Source organism: Sneathiella sp. D3-11, assembly GCF_055809395.1.
Map to the genome: position 1 here is coordinate 1,643,301 of NZ_CM147911.1, position 14,116 is coordinate 1,657,416.

General features: G+C 53.2%; 14 protein-coding genes and 1 pseudogene. 7 read left to right on the forward strand and 8 right to left on the reverse strand.

The annotated features are described in order from the left end of the window. Positions 1 to 26: 26 nt before the first annotated feature. From AC0L73_RS08425 to AC0L73_RS08445, 5 genes are read right to left on the reverse strand one after another with little or no spacing between them, the layout of a single operon-like run. Positions 27 to 1,199 (reverse strand): acyl-CoA dehydrogenase family protein, encoded by a 1,173-nt coding sequence (locus tag AC0L73_RS08425; RefSeq protein WP_227952453.1) that lies wholly within the window; start codon positions 1,197 to 1,199, stop codon positions 27 to 29. Between the two features lie 16 nt (positions 1,200 to 1,215). Then, entirely contained in the window at positions 1,216 to 2,460 is a 1,245-nt protein-coding gene (locus AC0L73_RS08430) for a dihydrolipoamide acetyltransferase family protein (protein WP_473655319.1), read from the reverse strand. A 2-nt stretch (positions 2,461 to 2,462) separates the two neighbouring features. After that, positions 2,463 to 3,248 (reverse strand): enoyl-CoA hydratase/isomerase family protein, encoded by a 786-nt coding sequence (locus tag AC0L73_RS08435; protein WP_473655320.1) that lies wholly within the window; start codon positions 3,246 to 3,248, stop codon positions 2,463 to 2,465. 13 nt (positions 3,249 to 3,261) lie between these two features. Then, positions 3,262 to 4,236 (reverse strand): alpha-ketoacid dehydrogenase subunit beta, encoded by a 975-nt coding sequence (locus AC0L73_RS08440; protein ID WP_473655321.1) that lies wholly within the window; start codon positions 4,234 to 4,236, stop codon positions 3,262 to 3,264. A gap of 1 nt (position 4,237) precedes the next feature. Beyond that, entirely contained in the window at positions 4,238 to 5,227 is a 990-nt protein-coding gene (locus AC0L73_RS08445; RefSeq protein ID WP_473655322.1) for a thiamine pyrophosphate-dependent dehydrogenase E1 component subunit alpha, read from the reverse strand. A 444-nt stretch (positions 5,228 to 5,671) separates the two neighbouring features. Between AC0L73_RS08445 and AC0L73_RS08450 the strand changes: the two genes are divergently transcribed. After that, a complete protein-coding gene (locus AC0L73_RS08450) occupies positions 5,672 to 6,460 on the forward strand; it encodes an IclR family transcriptional regulator (RefSeq protein WP_227952448.1) in 789 nt (262 codons plus the stop codon). A gap of 60 nt (positions 6,461 to 6,520) precedes the next feature. On the opposite strand, the gene AC0L73_RS08455 is transcribed toward AC0L73_RS08450, so the two are convergent. From AC0L73_RS08455 to AC0L73_RS08465, 3 genes are all read right to left on the reverse strand, one after another. Beyond that, positions 6,521 to 7,660 carry a C4-dicarboxylate TRAP transporter substrate-binding protein gene (locus AC0L73_RS08455; protein ID WP_227952447.1) on the reverse strand — a complete coding sequence of 380 codons (1,140 nt, stop codon included), beginning with the start codon at positions 7,658 to 7,660 and terminating at the stop codon, positions 6,521 to 6,523. Between the two features lie 109 nt (positions 7,661 to 7,769). Beyond that, positions 7,770 to 9,077: a TRAP transporter large permease gene (locus AC0L73_RS08460; protein WP_227952446.1), complete on the reverse strand. Its 1,308-nt coding sequence runs from the start codon at positions 9,075 to 9,077 to the stop codon at positions 7,770 to 7,772. Then, positions 9,070 to 9,603 carry a TRAP transporter small permease gene (locus AC0L73_RS08465; RefSeq protein WP_227952445.1) on the reverse strand — a complete coding sequence of 178 codons (534 nt, stop codon included), beginning with the start codon at positions 9,601 to 9,603 and terminating at the stop codon, positions 9,070 to 9,072. Before AC0L73_RS08465 ends, AC0L73_RS08460 begins: the two co-directional genes overlap by 8 nt. A gap of 177 nt (positions 9,604 to 9,780) precedes the next feature. On the opposite strand from AC0L73_RS08465, the gene AC0L73_RS08470 reads away from it, so the two are divergent. From AC0L73_RS08470 to AC0L73_RS08495, 6 genes and pseudogenes are all read left to right on the forward strand, one after another. Continuing rightward, entirely contained in the window at positions 9,781 to 10,917 is a 1,137-nt protein-coding gene (locus AC0L73_RS08470; protein ID WP_227952444.1) for an acyl-CoA dehydrogenase family protein, read from the forward strand. Positions 10,918 to 10,919: 2 nt separating this feature from the next. Further along, positions 10,920 to 11,736 (forward strand): annotated as a pseudogene (locus tag AC0L73_RS08475) (enoyl-CoA hydratase/isomerase family protein). 12 nt (positions 11,737 to 11,748) lie between these two features. After that, a complete protein-coding gene (locus tag AC0L73_RS08480) occupies positions 11,749 to 12,900 on the forward strand; it encodes a thiolase family protein (protein ID WP_473655323.1) in 1,152 nt (383 codons plus the stop codon). A gap of 3 nt (positions 12,901 to 12,903) precedes the next feature. Further along, the gene (locus AC0L73_RS08485; RefSeq protein ID WP_473655324.1) at positions 12,904 to 13,311 is read left to right on the forward strand and encodes a Zn-ribbon domain-containing OB-fold protein; all 408 of its coding nucleotides are present in this window, start codon (positions 12,904 to 12,906) and stop codon (positions 13,309 to 13,311) included. Between the two features lie 2 nt (positions 13,312 to 13,313). Further along, positions 13,314 to 13,700: an FAS1-like dehydratase domain-containing protein gene (locus tag AC0L73_RS08490; protein ID WP_473655325.1), complete on the forward strand. Its 387-nt coding sequence runs from the start codon at positions 13,314 to 13,316 to the stop codon at positions 13,698 to 13,700. A 5-nt stretch (positions 13,701 to 13,705) separates the two neighbouring features. Further along, the gene (locus tag AC0L73_RS08495; protein WP_227952439.1) at positions 13,706 to 14,071 is read left to right on the forward strand and encodes a MaoC family dehydratase; all 366 of its coding nucleotides are present in this window, start codon (positions 13,706 to 13,708) and stop codon (positions 14,069 to 14,071) included. Positions 14,072 to 14,116: the final 45 nt, after the last annotated feature.

Here is a 14,116-nt window from a genome sequence, read left to right on the forward strand (position 1 = left end):
ATCGCCTCGACGTCATATTATTTGTCTTAGTAGGAGCGTGGCATCCCGAGGTCATGCACGGCAATAAAATTAAGGATCATTTCCTCGGATACCGGCGCGAAACGGAACAATCGCGCATCCCGCCACAGCCGCTCCAGATGCGATTCCGTCGCGTAACCCATACCGCCCATGGCCTGCATCGCCTTTTCGGTTGCCGATGCCACCGCCTGCGCCGCGATCAGTTTCGCCGCATTTGCCTCGCTTCCGAAAGGCTCCCCGATATCGAATTGCGCCGCCGCCTTGTAGTTCATCAGCCGGGCGCATTCGATTTCTGCCTTTGCTTGAGCGAGTGGGAACTGGATTCCCTGATAAGCACTGACTGGCTTGTCACCAAAGACTTTCCGTTCGTTCGCATAGTCAATCGCCAGGCGCAGTGCAAGATCACCCGCGCCCACGAGTCCTGCTGTCGTCACGATCCGCTCGGTATTGAGCGTATCAAGCAACTCTTTCCAACCACCATGCAAGGTGCCAACAAGTTCCTCTGGCTCGATACGGACATCATCAAAAAAGACGGAGCAGGAAGAAAGAGTCTTGGTTCCAACTTTATCGATGGGGTGATAGGTCAGGCCATCCCGCTCGACATCGATCATGAACATGGAAAGGCCTTCCGTTCTCTTCTGGACATCTTCCACTTTCTTGGTCCGGGCGATCACCAGCATTTTCTGCGCATTATCAACTGCAGTGATCCAGAGTTTTTCCCCATTCAGCCGCCAGCCGTCGCCATCCTCGCGCGCGAAGGTTTTTAGCTCCAGACTGTTACTTCCCGCCCGCGCTTCCGTCAGGGCCATGCAGAAGTTGATCTCCCCCGAAATCAGCTTGGGTAGAAGCTCCCGCTTCATCTTGTCCGTGCCATATTTGGAAATCGTAACCCCGCCAAAGATGGGATTGATCATAAACAGCTGGCCGAGTGTCGATCCACCACCGCTTGCCGACAGATTTTCAACAATCAACGCCATTTCAAGCATTCCCGCGCCTGCACCGCCATACTCCTCCGGCAGGGCAACACCGGCGAGGCCCGCATCACAAACCGCCTGCCAAAGCTCTTTCGGGAATTCTTTTTTCGCATCCTGCGCGCGCCAGTAATCAACACCGAATTCTGCGCCCACCTGATAGGCGGTGTTGGCGATCATTTTCTGCTCGTCGGTTAAACGAAAGTCCATCTCTTTGTCCCTTATTCTAGTTGACCAGCAACCGGAGCGGTTTTTCCAGATTTGCTTTTATGGAATTCAAAAATGTAAGCCCGCTGACGCCATCGAAAATTCGGTGATCACAGGACAGCACCAGCCCCATTTCCTGTTTCAACTCAGGCTGCCCGTCTTCATCGGGCCGGAAGATTTCGCGAATGCTTCCCACGCCCAGAATGGAGGATTGGCCCGGATTAATGATCGATCCCATATAGGTGACGTCGAACATCCCCGCGTTTGAAATCGTTGCCGCACCACCACTCAGATCATCGGAGGAGAGCTGGCCACTCCGCGCCCGCTCCGCAAGTTCCCTCGCTGCCTCGGCGATGGAAGCAATGCCAAAGTTCCCGATATTCTTCAAAACCGGGGCGAAGAGGCCCTTCTCTGTATTGACCGCCATCCCGATATCGGTGGTGCCGTAGGTCATAATCTCGCCATCGCGCCATACGCAGTTGGCAGTCTCATTTTCCTGAAGCGCGCGGGCTACCGCCGCGATGATCAGATGGTTCACACTGATCCGCAGCCCCTCATTGTCGGCGTTCAACTGCTGACGCAGTGCGAGCAGCGCGGCCGCATCCACCTCTGTCGAGAGGTAGAAATGCGGCGTATCGCGCTTCGCCTCGGTCAGTCGGCGGGCGGCCGCAGTCTCATAGGAGGTCGCGGCGCGACGGTCTGGGAGGACATCAGGTGACGTAACCGTCACGCCGGAACTTTGCGCAGCGCGGGACGTGCCGCCCGCTATTGCGGCGTGCACATCCTCTGCCTTGATCCGTCCTTTGGGGCCGGAACCTGAAATGTCCGCCAGGTCAATGTCATTCTGGCGGGCAATGCGTCTGGCAAGTGGCGTCGCGATAATACGCTTGCTTTCTACTCCACGCGCCGTGATTTTTGTCACCTCTATGGAAGTAGTAGCGGCTGCAATTTCCTTTGCGGGTTCGGGCGTCGTTGCAGCGGCTTCCACTGCTTCGGCTGCGGCCTCGGACATTACGTCAGCGCCGACATCCCATTTCGCAAGCGGCGTCCCGACCGCTACGGTTTCCCCCACCTCTACAAGGATGTCATGCAAGACACCATCGGCGGGCGCCTCGATCTCATTCGCTATTTTTTCCGTTTCAACAACCAGAACAATATCACCCTTCTTGAAGCTGGCCCCCGATGAAACAATCCATTCAGAGACTGTCCCCTCCGTCATGGTCAGCCCGAGCTTCGGCATGTTCAGGTTGGTCACTTGTGACATGTTTACTTTCCTTCGAAGCTCGCCGGCCGTTTTTCAAGAAACGCGCTGCATCCTTCATGGGCGTCTTTGGAATCCAGCACGAGCCCGATCAGGCTATGTTCATACGGCAGGGCCGCGGAAAGTGGCATATCCGCGCCATTCAGCAAGCCGCGTTTCAGCAGCTTGAGGACGAGCGGCGATTTATGGGCAATCTTCTCCGCCAGTTCCTTCACATGATCCATCAATTGATCCGCCGGAACTACTTTGTTGGCGAGGCCGAGACTAACAGCCTCCTCCGGGTCGATGCGATCCCCGGTGAACATAATTTCCTTCGCGCGGCAAAGCGGAATCTGCCGGATGATCCGCTGCGTTCCACCCGCGCCGGGAAACAGTCCCAGCGTGATTTCCGGCAGGCCCAGTTTCGACTTATCGGAAAGGATCCTGATATCCAGCGCCAGGATCAGTTCTGTTCCTCCGCCAAGCGCCCAGCCGTTTACGGCAGCGATTGTCGGCTTGTCACAGCTTTCGATCCGGCGAAAAACCCGATGGATGATCTCGGCAAATTCCTCATAATGGGCGAGCCCTTCCCGCGAGTTGAGATCGCTGATATCCCCGCCAGCGACAAAGGCGCGATCGCCGGCACCGGTGAACACGATCACCCGCACACTATCGTCATTTTCCAGTTTTGTTAGCGCCTTCTCCATCTCCAGCAGGGTTGGCACATCCAGAGCATTGAGCGTCTCCGGGCGGTTGATGGTCAGGGTTGCAACAGGTCCGTCCTGCTCGATTAGGATAGCGTTTTCAGTCATTTTTATCTCCGGCTTAGGCGAGCACCTGCTCAACAGCGGTGATCACGTCTTCCGCATTCGGCAGGTATTGGCTTTCAAGGGACTTCGCAAAAGGTGTTGGCATAAAGGGGGCACCGACTCGCTTGATCGGGGCATCCAGTTCATCGAACCCGATATCCGACATGCGCGCGACAATCTCCGCCCCGACGCCAAAGGCGGTGACCGCTTCATGTAGGACGACGAGACGGTGCGTCCGTGAGAGAGAGGCTAGAACCGCCGCTTCATCCCAAGGCTGTATGGATCGCAAATCAACCACCTCAACAGAAATATTCCGCGATGCCAGTGTTTCGGCGGCCCGCAAAGCCGTGTTCACGGCGGCGCCATAGCTGACAATTGTGACATCGTCCCCCGGTCGTGCCACATGGGCCTTGCCAATCTCGATCGGTTCACCACTTTCGTCAAACTCCCCTTTCTGGGAATACATCGCCTTGTTCTCGACAAACACGACCGGATCCGGATCGGCGATCGCCGCTTTCAATAGACGGTTGGCATCGGACGGATTGCTGGGCACGACAACCTTGAGACCTGGGATATGCGCGAACCATGCCTCCAGACACTGCGAATGTTGCGGGCCTGCATTTACACCGCCCCCATGAGGTGTGCGCAGCACCATCGGAACCGAGCATTGCCCGCCAAACATGAAGCGCGCCTTCGCCGCCTGATTGACTATCGCGTCCATCGCGATGGCGACAAAATCCATGAACATGATCTCGACGACCGGCTTCAATCCGCTCATCGCTGCACCAACGGCCGCACCGACAATGGTTGCCTCAGAGATTGGCGTGTCCCGTACCCGGCGATCACCATATTTCTCCAGCAGGCCGCGCGTTACACCGAAGGGACCACCTGCTTCCGCCACATCTTCACCGAAGAGGATAACTGTCGGATCAGTTGCCAGTGCGTCATCAAGGGCCATGTTTACGGCCTTTGCAAATCTGACTTCCGCCATTTCAACCCCCTCTCACTGCGGTGTAGACATCCGCCTGCGCCCGGTCAAAATCCGGGGCGTTGCCGGCGCGACCAGCCTCCACCGCCGCATTGATCTTGGCGTCAATTTTCTCCCGGATTGCCGCAACTTCTTTCTTAGGAATGCGTCGCTTCGATATGACGGATTCAAGTTTCGCAATCGGATCATGATTGGACAGCGAATTCATCTCATCTTCCGCGCGATATTTCTGGGAGTCTCCCTCAAAATGCCCTCTCACCCGGTGGGTGACGCATTCCAGAACGCGCGGACCCTCACCCGCGCGGATCGCGGTTACAAGATCGGATGCCGCGTCATGGACATCGAGCACGTCATCTCCATCTACGTAATCTGAAGGAATTCCGAACACCCCGGCGAGTTCCCTCACATTGGCGCCAAACTGACGGTCCGTCGGAGAGAATTCCGACCAGCCATTGTTTTCACACACAAAGAGAATGGGCAACTTCCAGAGCGCCGCGAGATTAAAAGATTCATGCAGCACGCCCTCTGCCAGCGCTCCATCCCCGAAAAAGGCGGCGGCTATCGCCCCATTTTCCCGCACCTGATGCGCAAGGGCACTACCCACCGCGAGTGGAATACCGGCACCGACAATGCCATTCGCCCCAAGCATCCCGACAGACATATCCGCCACATGCATCGATCCGCCCCGGCCGCCGCAAATCCCTTCTTCCTTGCCCATAATCTCCAGAAAGAAGCTGTTTAATTCTACCCCCTTGGAAAGGGCATGCCCATGCCCCCGATGATTGGAAGCAAGTGTATCTTCCCTCTTAAGCGCCGAGGTCACGCCAACACACACGGCCTCCTGTCCTACGCTTAGATGGATAAATCCCGGAACCTCACCATCCGCAAACAATTTGCTTAGCCGGTTCTCTGCCTCCCTTACCAGAAGCATCTGTTCATAGAATTCCAATAGCCGGGATTTAGGCACCGAATTGTCCGATTTCGCTGGTGACATATGCATTCGCCTGATTTGCGTGGGCAAAAAAACTTCTTGAATATATTCCTATATGAGAATAATTTTCTGTCAAGAGAATACAAGAATTTCAATTGATGCTTGCCTCAACTTCTTTGGTTTTGCAGAATTTGCTCGATAAAAGCAACAGATCGTGAGGTCATTTAGGGCGATAAAAGTATCTTCCCTTCAGCATAGAGTATAGGTGACGTTCCTGGGAGTTTGAGGCAAGGAGTTACTTTCGGTTACAAGACGTAGAGGTACTTGTCTGCCTTGCTAGGACAGAAGATAAATCGATTATTCAAAACAAGAGAATAGTAATCATCCAATTATCTACTTTTCTCTGGAACTGAGAAAATAGATTCTATTAAATACCGGCTTGCCCGGAGAACAGGTTCGTTTAGAATGATTTTGTTACATTTCAGAAAAGCAGAGTAGTGGAGCAATATGGAAAGCGAGACTATTCCACAAACAAAACTCGTCGGTGCATTGGTCGGCGGTATCAGCGTGTTGAGATACCTTAGTGCCAGCAATAGCCCCCTCGGCGTTACACAAGTTGCCCGCGACTTGAAGATAAACCCGAGCACCTGCTTCAACCTATTACGTACTCTGGTTCATGAAGGACTAGTGGTCTTTAATCCGGATACGAAAACATATCAAATCGGGCTGGGCTTGGTCGAGATAGCCCATTCGGCGCTCAACAGTGCCAGTTTGGTCCGAATGATTCAGCCGCTGCTTGACCAAATATCAACGGAATATCAAGTCACTGTTACATTATGGCAAAAGGTACGGGATGACCGGGTCATGCTAATTGCCATTACAGAATCCGGCGCTGTAATCAGTATCCATATGAACATCGGTCAAAGGCTTCCTTGCTTTGTCGGTGCTCTCGGGCGTTGCTTCGCCGCCTTTTCCGGCCTTCCGAAAAAACAGCTGAAAGCAGCCTATTCAGGCATTCGGATAGAAAACCCCGCTCCTTTCGAGGAATGGTATGAAAGTCTAACGGAGGTTCGCAATAACTATTGCGCAATCGACGAAGGAAATTTCTCGCGCGGATTTACGACAGTTTCTGCGCCGGTGTTTGATATTGAAGGGCAGCCGGAAATGACAATCAGTGCCGTTGGAATTAGCGCACAGCTTGATCCCGAAAAACTGAACAATATAGCCATTGCAGTAAAAAACGCCGCAACCAAGATTACGGCGGCCATTCAGGGTATCCCGAAACAGACCAGTTAATCAAAAAAATGAGCGGGAAAATTCCCGCTCATTCCGTCTTTATAAAATATCCAGACCAGATTAATTGCCCAGTGTTGCTACATCAACCTTGGACATCACTTCGTCCCAAAGCATCTGTGACATTGCATCCCGGTCACCCTGAATCGGCTTATACAGATCTTCCCACTTGTTGATGAGTTCAACAAACTTGTCCATCAGCGGCTCAGGATCTGCGATCTTATACTTGGTTTTTGCCAATTCGATCACGGTCGCCCGGTCGGTTTTTAGGAAGTCTGTAACGGATTTCTTCAGCGCTTCAGAAGGTTCGATAATTTCGACCTGCTTTTCTTCAGCAACGGCTTCGACTTCATCATCTTTCGCCATATAGCCGAGCGCCGCATCAATCAGGCCGATCGATGCGTTCTTCATCAGGATCGTCCGCTGATCAGTGTTAAGCGTAGCCCAATGCTTGGAGCTAACGGAGAAGATACCCCATGAGCGGTAAGTGCCAAGATTCAGTTTGGTAACCTTGCGAGCAACATCCCAGATGCTATGGCTCTTCAGGGCGCCTGTCGGCTGAATAGCAACTTCAACCTGACCACGGGACATCTGCTCATACATTTCGCTGGACGGAGCGGAAACCGGAATCGCACCAACAGAAACTGCCCAACGAGACCACAGGGCACCGGCCGTACGGATCTTCTTACCCTTCAGAGCCTCAACCGTGCTCATATCCTCAGCAGCCAGCAGCTGATAGGCGGATGTGCTGGTTGTCCCCAGAACAACAATGCCATTCCGCTTGTAATCTTCAAGGCAACCCGTGCAGTTCAGGAAATTGAATTCTGTCACGGCAGCCGCCACAGCTGGCGGATACTCACCATAAATGGCCATGTCGGCAACTAGGCTGGCATAAGGAAACTCAGCCGGATAGTAGCCAAAAACGATCTGGCCGATGTCAGCAACGCCGTCTCGCAGACCCTGAACCATGTTTTTACCACCGAGCAGAGAACCGCCCGCGAACATCTTGTAGGTCAGTTCGCCGTTAGTTTCCTCGGCAACCCGTTCAATGAATGGCTCGGCACCGAATTCAACGACCGGGTTCTTCGGGGAGACAAAGGAAGCAAAACGTCCTTGATCTGCAGAAGATACACTGGCGAAGGAAACCGACGCGGCAAGTGCTACCCCTGCAACCAGTGAAATTTTAGAAAGTTCGATTTTCATTTTATTTTTCCTCTCTTTTTTCCTTCATTTTAAGCCTGCGCGATAACTGTGTGGCAGTGTGGTAATACGCATCCTGCAGGCATATTCTTCTTATTATTCCGCCACCGAACTAATTCATCAGAGCCGGTAACCAGAGGCTTAGTTGCGGGAACACGATAAGTAAGGTCATGGTGATCAAATCCGCGACCAAGAACCACACGATCCCCTTGAAGATCGTAACTGTGGATATTGCATCGCCCACTATGCCCTTGATAACGAACACATTCAGTCCAACTGGCGGAGTGATTAAAGCAATCTCCAGGAATTTCGCGATCAAAATACCAAACCAGACCAGGTTGATATCCGCAGCTTCGACAACCGGCAGGAAGATCGGCAATGTTAAAAGCATGATGCCAATCGGATCCAGGAACATTCCGAGGATGATATAGACTACCGCCATTCCCAAAAGGATTGTCAGCGGGTTGACAGCCGCCTCCAAAACAAAGTCTGACAAGAAGTCAGGCACCCCGGTCAAAGCCAGAAAACGCGTCAGTATGGCGGCACCAATTGCAATCACGAAGATAGATGCCGTGCTGACAAGTGTTTCCGATACAGATTTTTTGATCAGGTCGAAATTCAGTTTGCGGCGCAAACCAGCGACAACAAAGGACATGAAGGCACCGACCGCACCGGCTTCCGTTGGTGTGAAGACGCCGAGGAAAAGGCCACCGATCACCGATATGATGATCACCATGATCGGCCATGTTTCACCAAGCGACACAAACCGTTCACTCCAAGTCGGTCGTGCATCAAGTGAGGGCGCGAGCGACGGATTTATTTTGACGCGGGCAACAACCATCAAGGCGAACATAAATGCGGTCAGAATGCCCGGAATGACACCCGCTACAAACAGCTTGCCAATCGGAACTTCAGCAAAAACACCGTAGATAAGCAGCATAATGCTTGGTGGGATCATTGAGCCAATTGTACCAGCCGCCGCTACCACGCCGGAAGCGAGCCCCTTGTCATAGTTGTAACGTAGCATTTCCGGTACCGCGATCCGCCCCATGGCAGCCGCGCAGGCAAGGCTGGAGCCCGTCACGGCCGAAAAGCCCGCCGCACCGCCGATGGAAGCAATAGCAAGCCCACCCGGCAGTGCCGACAGCCACAGTCGGGCCATACGGAACAAACCATCCGTCAGCTTCGCATGATAGGCAACATAGCCCATCAGAAGGAACATCGGGACGGAGCTGAGCGTCCAGTGTGCAGCAAAATCATAAGGGATTGCCGTAATAATCCCCCACATGGCACCACTGCCCAGCACAAAAAAGATGCCAAGCGCACCGACAAGCCCCAACGCAACGCCAACAGGGACGTAAAGCAGCATGAGCACAACCATAATGGCCAGCCCGGCAAAACCAATCTGAATATCACTCATCGAAAAGTTCTCCGGAGGCTGCAAGTTTTTCTTCGGATTCTAGAAATTCTTTATCCGTGATGTAGCGCCATAGCTTGTAGATCAGCAAAAGCACCAGAACGGCACAGCCAAAAGGCACAAAAAACCGCCCGGGCCAGACAGTTACTTGCGCTTCACCCATCACATATTCGCCAATTTCATATTTTTCGACTGCGTCGCCCCAGGCGCGCCATGTCAGCGCGCTGAAATACACAATCGTGGCAACTGTCGAGAATGCCACCATCACGCGCCGAACCGGATAACTCATACCCTGGATCAGCAATTCAACTCGAATATGGCTATTCTTACGCTCTACTTCCGCCAGTGGCAGGAACACGATCGCTACCATCATATAGGACGCAACCACATCCATTGTCCAAAGCAACGGAGTATTGAAAACATATTTACAAAACACATCCACACTGATCTGCAACAGCATAAAGATCAGCGCTATGCCGGAGAGCATTGTAAAACTCGAGGTAATTCGATCGAGAAACCGCTTTATCATCTATCCTCCCGAATAGAATATTATTTATTATCAGGACACTGATTCATCAGTTGCCCCAGCGTCTCAAAAATTCTCTTTACAGAATATTGTTTTTTATAAAGAATGCAATATGTTTTTGGATTGCAATAATTCAATACAAATTCTGAAACCTAATTAGCAACAGCAGGGAACCATTTGATGGACTTCACCTTCACTGAGGAACAACAACAAATTCGTGAAACAATCAAGCGTTTTTGTGAGTCAGAAATGCGCCCCCTTGTATTTGAGTCGGAAGAGACAGAATCCTTCCCGAAAGAGATGTTTAAAAAGTGGGGTGAGCTTGGCATCCTTGGTACCCGTTATCCTGTTGAAAGCGGCGGCACGGGCATGGACAAGATTTCGGACTGCATCATCCGCGAAGAGCTAAGTTACGTAAGCCAGGCCTTCGCTTCCAGCATGTCCGCACATTCGCACCTTGGCATCTGGCCCATATGGAAAGCCGGAACCGAAGATCAGAAAGAACGGTTCTTCAAGCCGGCCGTCGACGGAGATAAAATTGCCGCCTTTGGCCTGAGCGAACCCGACGTGGGCTCTAACGTGCGCGGCCTTAAAACCCGGGCGGAGAAAGTCGATGGTGGCTGGCGCGTCAATGGCGCGAAAATGTATATCACCAACGCGCCCTTCGCCGATTTCATCCTGCTGGCCGCACGAACCAGCCCGGAACCAACTGCCGATGCTATCAGCCTGTTTATCGTTGAAATGCCGAATGATGGATTCGAAATTTCGAAACTCAAGAAAGAAGGTATCCGCAGTTCGGAAACGGGATTGATCTATATCAGCGACGCCTTTGTTCCTGACGACTGCCTACTGGGCGGCGAAACAGGCACCTACCCCATTATTCTTGATTCCCTGATGGAGAACCGGGTTGGTGTTGCCGCCAACTCCCTCGGCATTGCGCGGGCCGCTCTTGACGCCTCCCTCGAATATGCGCGTGATCGCAAGATCGGCAGCAAGAAAGTCGGTGACTTCCAGGCAATTGCCCATAAGCTTGCGGATATGAGTGCGGAAATTGAAGCCGCCAAATGGCTCGTTTATTATGCCGCATGGTGTGTAGATCAGGATACTTTGACCCACGCGGTTGCCTCCAAGGCCAAACTGATTTCATCGGAAGTCGCCTTGAGAGCTACAGAAAACGCCATTCGTATTCATGGCGGCGCCGGTATCATGCGGGAATATCCGGTCGGCCGCTATCATCGGGATGCCTTGGTCTATGTTATTGGCGAGGGAACGAGCGAGATCCAAAGAAATCTGATCGCCCGCAGTCTGGAGCTATAATCATGTCTGAGCCGATTTCAGATCTTGAAACCCTCACTTTCGAGGTAAATGACAATATTGGCCTGATTACGCTGAACCGGCCAGACAGCAAAAATGCCCTCGATCTGCAGATGCGGACCGATCTCACAAAAGTCATCCTTCATGTCCGCGAGGATCAGGATATTGTGGCTCTTGTCATTACCGGATCGGGTGGGTCTTTTTGCGCGGGCGGCGATCTGAAATCATTGAGCGAGGCCCGCCGCCCCACCATAGTCAATCGCAAGCGAGTACAGGATTTGCATCTCTGGTTCCGTGAATTGGTTGATCTGGAACTGCCCGTGATTGCCGCCGTTGACGGCCCTGCATTCGGTGCCGGATTGAACCTTGCGCTAGCGGCTGATTTCATCTTCGCCTCCCCCCGCGCCCGCTTCTGCGCGGTATTCGGTCGCATCGGACTAGTGCCGGATCTGGGCGGCTTCTTCCTGTTGCCGCGCCTTGTCGGGTTACAGGCGGCAAAAGACATTGTATTCACGGCCCGGACAGTAGAACCCGAAGAGGCGAAATCCCTTGGCATGATCCGGGATATTGTACCGCATGAAGATCTCGTCACCCATGCTCTCGCCTTTGCCAAGCAATTTGCCAATGCGTCCCGTCCGGCAATCGGTATGGCCAAAACTATCCTCAACAAGTCTTCCGAACTCGACCAGCGCGCCCTTTCAGAAATGGAAAATTACGCGCAGGCAATCTGCGCTGGAGACGGACTATCACCATGATGCGGTTGCGCGGTTCCTCGCGAAGCAGCCTCTGGCGTTCAACTGGGACAAAGAAAAAATCAAGTAAAGAGGCTTCTCTATGAAAAAAGCGATTATCACCGGTGCATATGATACAGATGTCGGGGAGCTTCCCGGCAGCAGCTGTATGGGCCTACATGCCGATGCAGCCCTTGGTGCCATTGCTGATGCAGGACTGAACAAATCTGACATAGACGGCGTTCTCTGCGCCTATTCCTTCACGGAACCTCATCTGATGCTGAGTTCCGTTTTCTGTGAATATATGGGCCTGCAACCAAAGTTTAACGCCGCCATCGTGGTTGGCGGAGCCACGGCCTGCATCATGGTCATGCAGGCAGCCTCCCTCGTGGAAAGCGGACAATGCCGAAATGTTTTAGTCGTCACGGGTGATAACCGCCTAACCGGCATGGCCAAGGGCGGCGCGGTCGCGACGCTTGCCAAGGTTGGGCATGGCCAGTTTGAACATCCCTACGGAATGTCCGTCCCGGCTGCCTACGCCCTCGTCGCGACGCATTATATGAATGAATATGGCGTGACGTCCGAGCAGCTTGCATCAATCTCCGTCACCGCGCGCGAACATGCGATGATGAATTCGAAAGCCCATCGGCAAACGCCAATCACCATTGAAGATGTGCTGAACAGCCGGATGATCGCGAGCCCCCTGCATGTCCTGGATTGCTGTCTGATTTCTGATGGCGGCGCAGCCATCGTAGTGAGTGCCGCGGATTCGGGCGGCGATCGGCCTAAAACCTCTATCGAGATTATGGGTACCGGTCAGGGTCACACTCATGAACATATTATGGCGGCCCCGTCCCTCAGCGATTTCGGCTGCAAACAGGCCGCCCGCACGGCATTTGAACGCGCCGGCGTTACCGCGAAGGACATCGACGTTGCGGAAATCTATGATTCCTTCACGATTACGCTGCTGGTCGAACTGGAATCAATCGGCTTTTTTGAACGTGGCGAGGCCGGTCCCGCCTGCCTTGACGGCGCCCTCAAAATCGGCGGTCGCCTTCCCTGCAATACTCACGGCGGCCTGATGAGTTATGGTCATTCCGGGGCGGCAGGCGGCATGTTCCATGTTGTTGAAGCGGTTCGGCAACTGCGCCACGAAGCAGAAGGCCGTCAGGTGGAGGATAGCCAACTTGCCTTCGTTCACGGAGATGGCGGCATTCTCTCCGCTCATTGCTCACTCGTCCTTGGGAGGGCCTAAAATATGACCGGCAAACCAGTTCCTGTAGCCAACCCCGATTCCGCAGTCTTCTGGGAAGCCTGCAATGAAAAACGGTTCCTAATCCAAAGCTGCAATTCCTGTGGCGAGAAGCAATTCTACCCCCGTGCACTCTGCAAAAGTTGTCACTCGAAAGACCTTGAATGGCAAGAAGTTAGTGGCCGCGGAAAGGTCAAAACCTTCACCGTCGTCAATCACGCGCCTAGCCCGGCCTTTAAGGCAGACTTGCCCTATGTACTTGCCTTGATCGACCTGGAAGAGGGTGTCAGAGCCATGATGAATATCCTCGATTGCGACGTGGCCGATGTTCATATCGGTATGGATGTCGAGCTTACCTTTGAACGTCGCGGTGAGCAGTACATCCCGCAGGCAAAACCAGTCAGCAAAGGGTAATCATGCTTACCTTCGACAAACTACAGCCGGGTAATAACCTCGGAACCAACGCCCAGACGTTCAATGATGCGTCGGCCGAACAGTGGTGCGAACTATTTCCGGCAGATAAAGAGCTGCTGCCTGATCTACCGCCGAGCATGATTTCAGCCATTACCATGCGCGCCTTTCTCGCCACGGTACAACCGCGCCCCAAAGGCAATATTCACGGCACGCAGGAGTTTAAAGTCCACAAACTTCCGCAAGTTGGCGATGAGATTACAACCACGAGCTATTGCCGGGAAAAGGAAACCCGCAAGAACAACAACTGGGTTTACTTTGAAACGAAATCCCATGACCAGAACGGCGATCTGCTGTTCACCGGTTTCATGGGCATTATCTGGGGAGGCTGAGGGAAATGGGTCAAAATCTTGTTGAGAGCAGCCTCTCGGTCGATCAGGCTGCCATTCAGAAATACGCCGAAATCACGGATGACTTCAACCCAATCCATACCGATCCGGAATTCGCCCGCAAAACGCCTTTTGGCGATGTGATTGCCCACGGCACGATGTCCCTGTCCCTGATCTGGCAGTCGGCTACCCGGACCTTCGGCAAGGAGGCCGTGTCCTCTGCCAAGCTGAATATCCGCTTCTCCGCGCCCGTGCGGAATGGCGATATTGTTACCGCGGGAGGCACACAAACCGCGGATCAGGAAAACCGGTATGACGTATTCGTCAAAACACAGAACGGCGATCTTGTGATCAAGGGCTGGCTGGAGCTGTAACCCAGCCGAAAGAATAATAATACTCCCGCAACACCAAATGAGGAG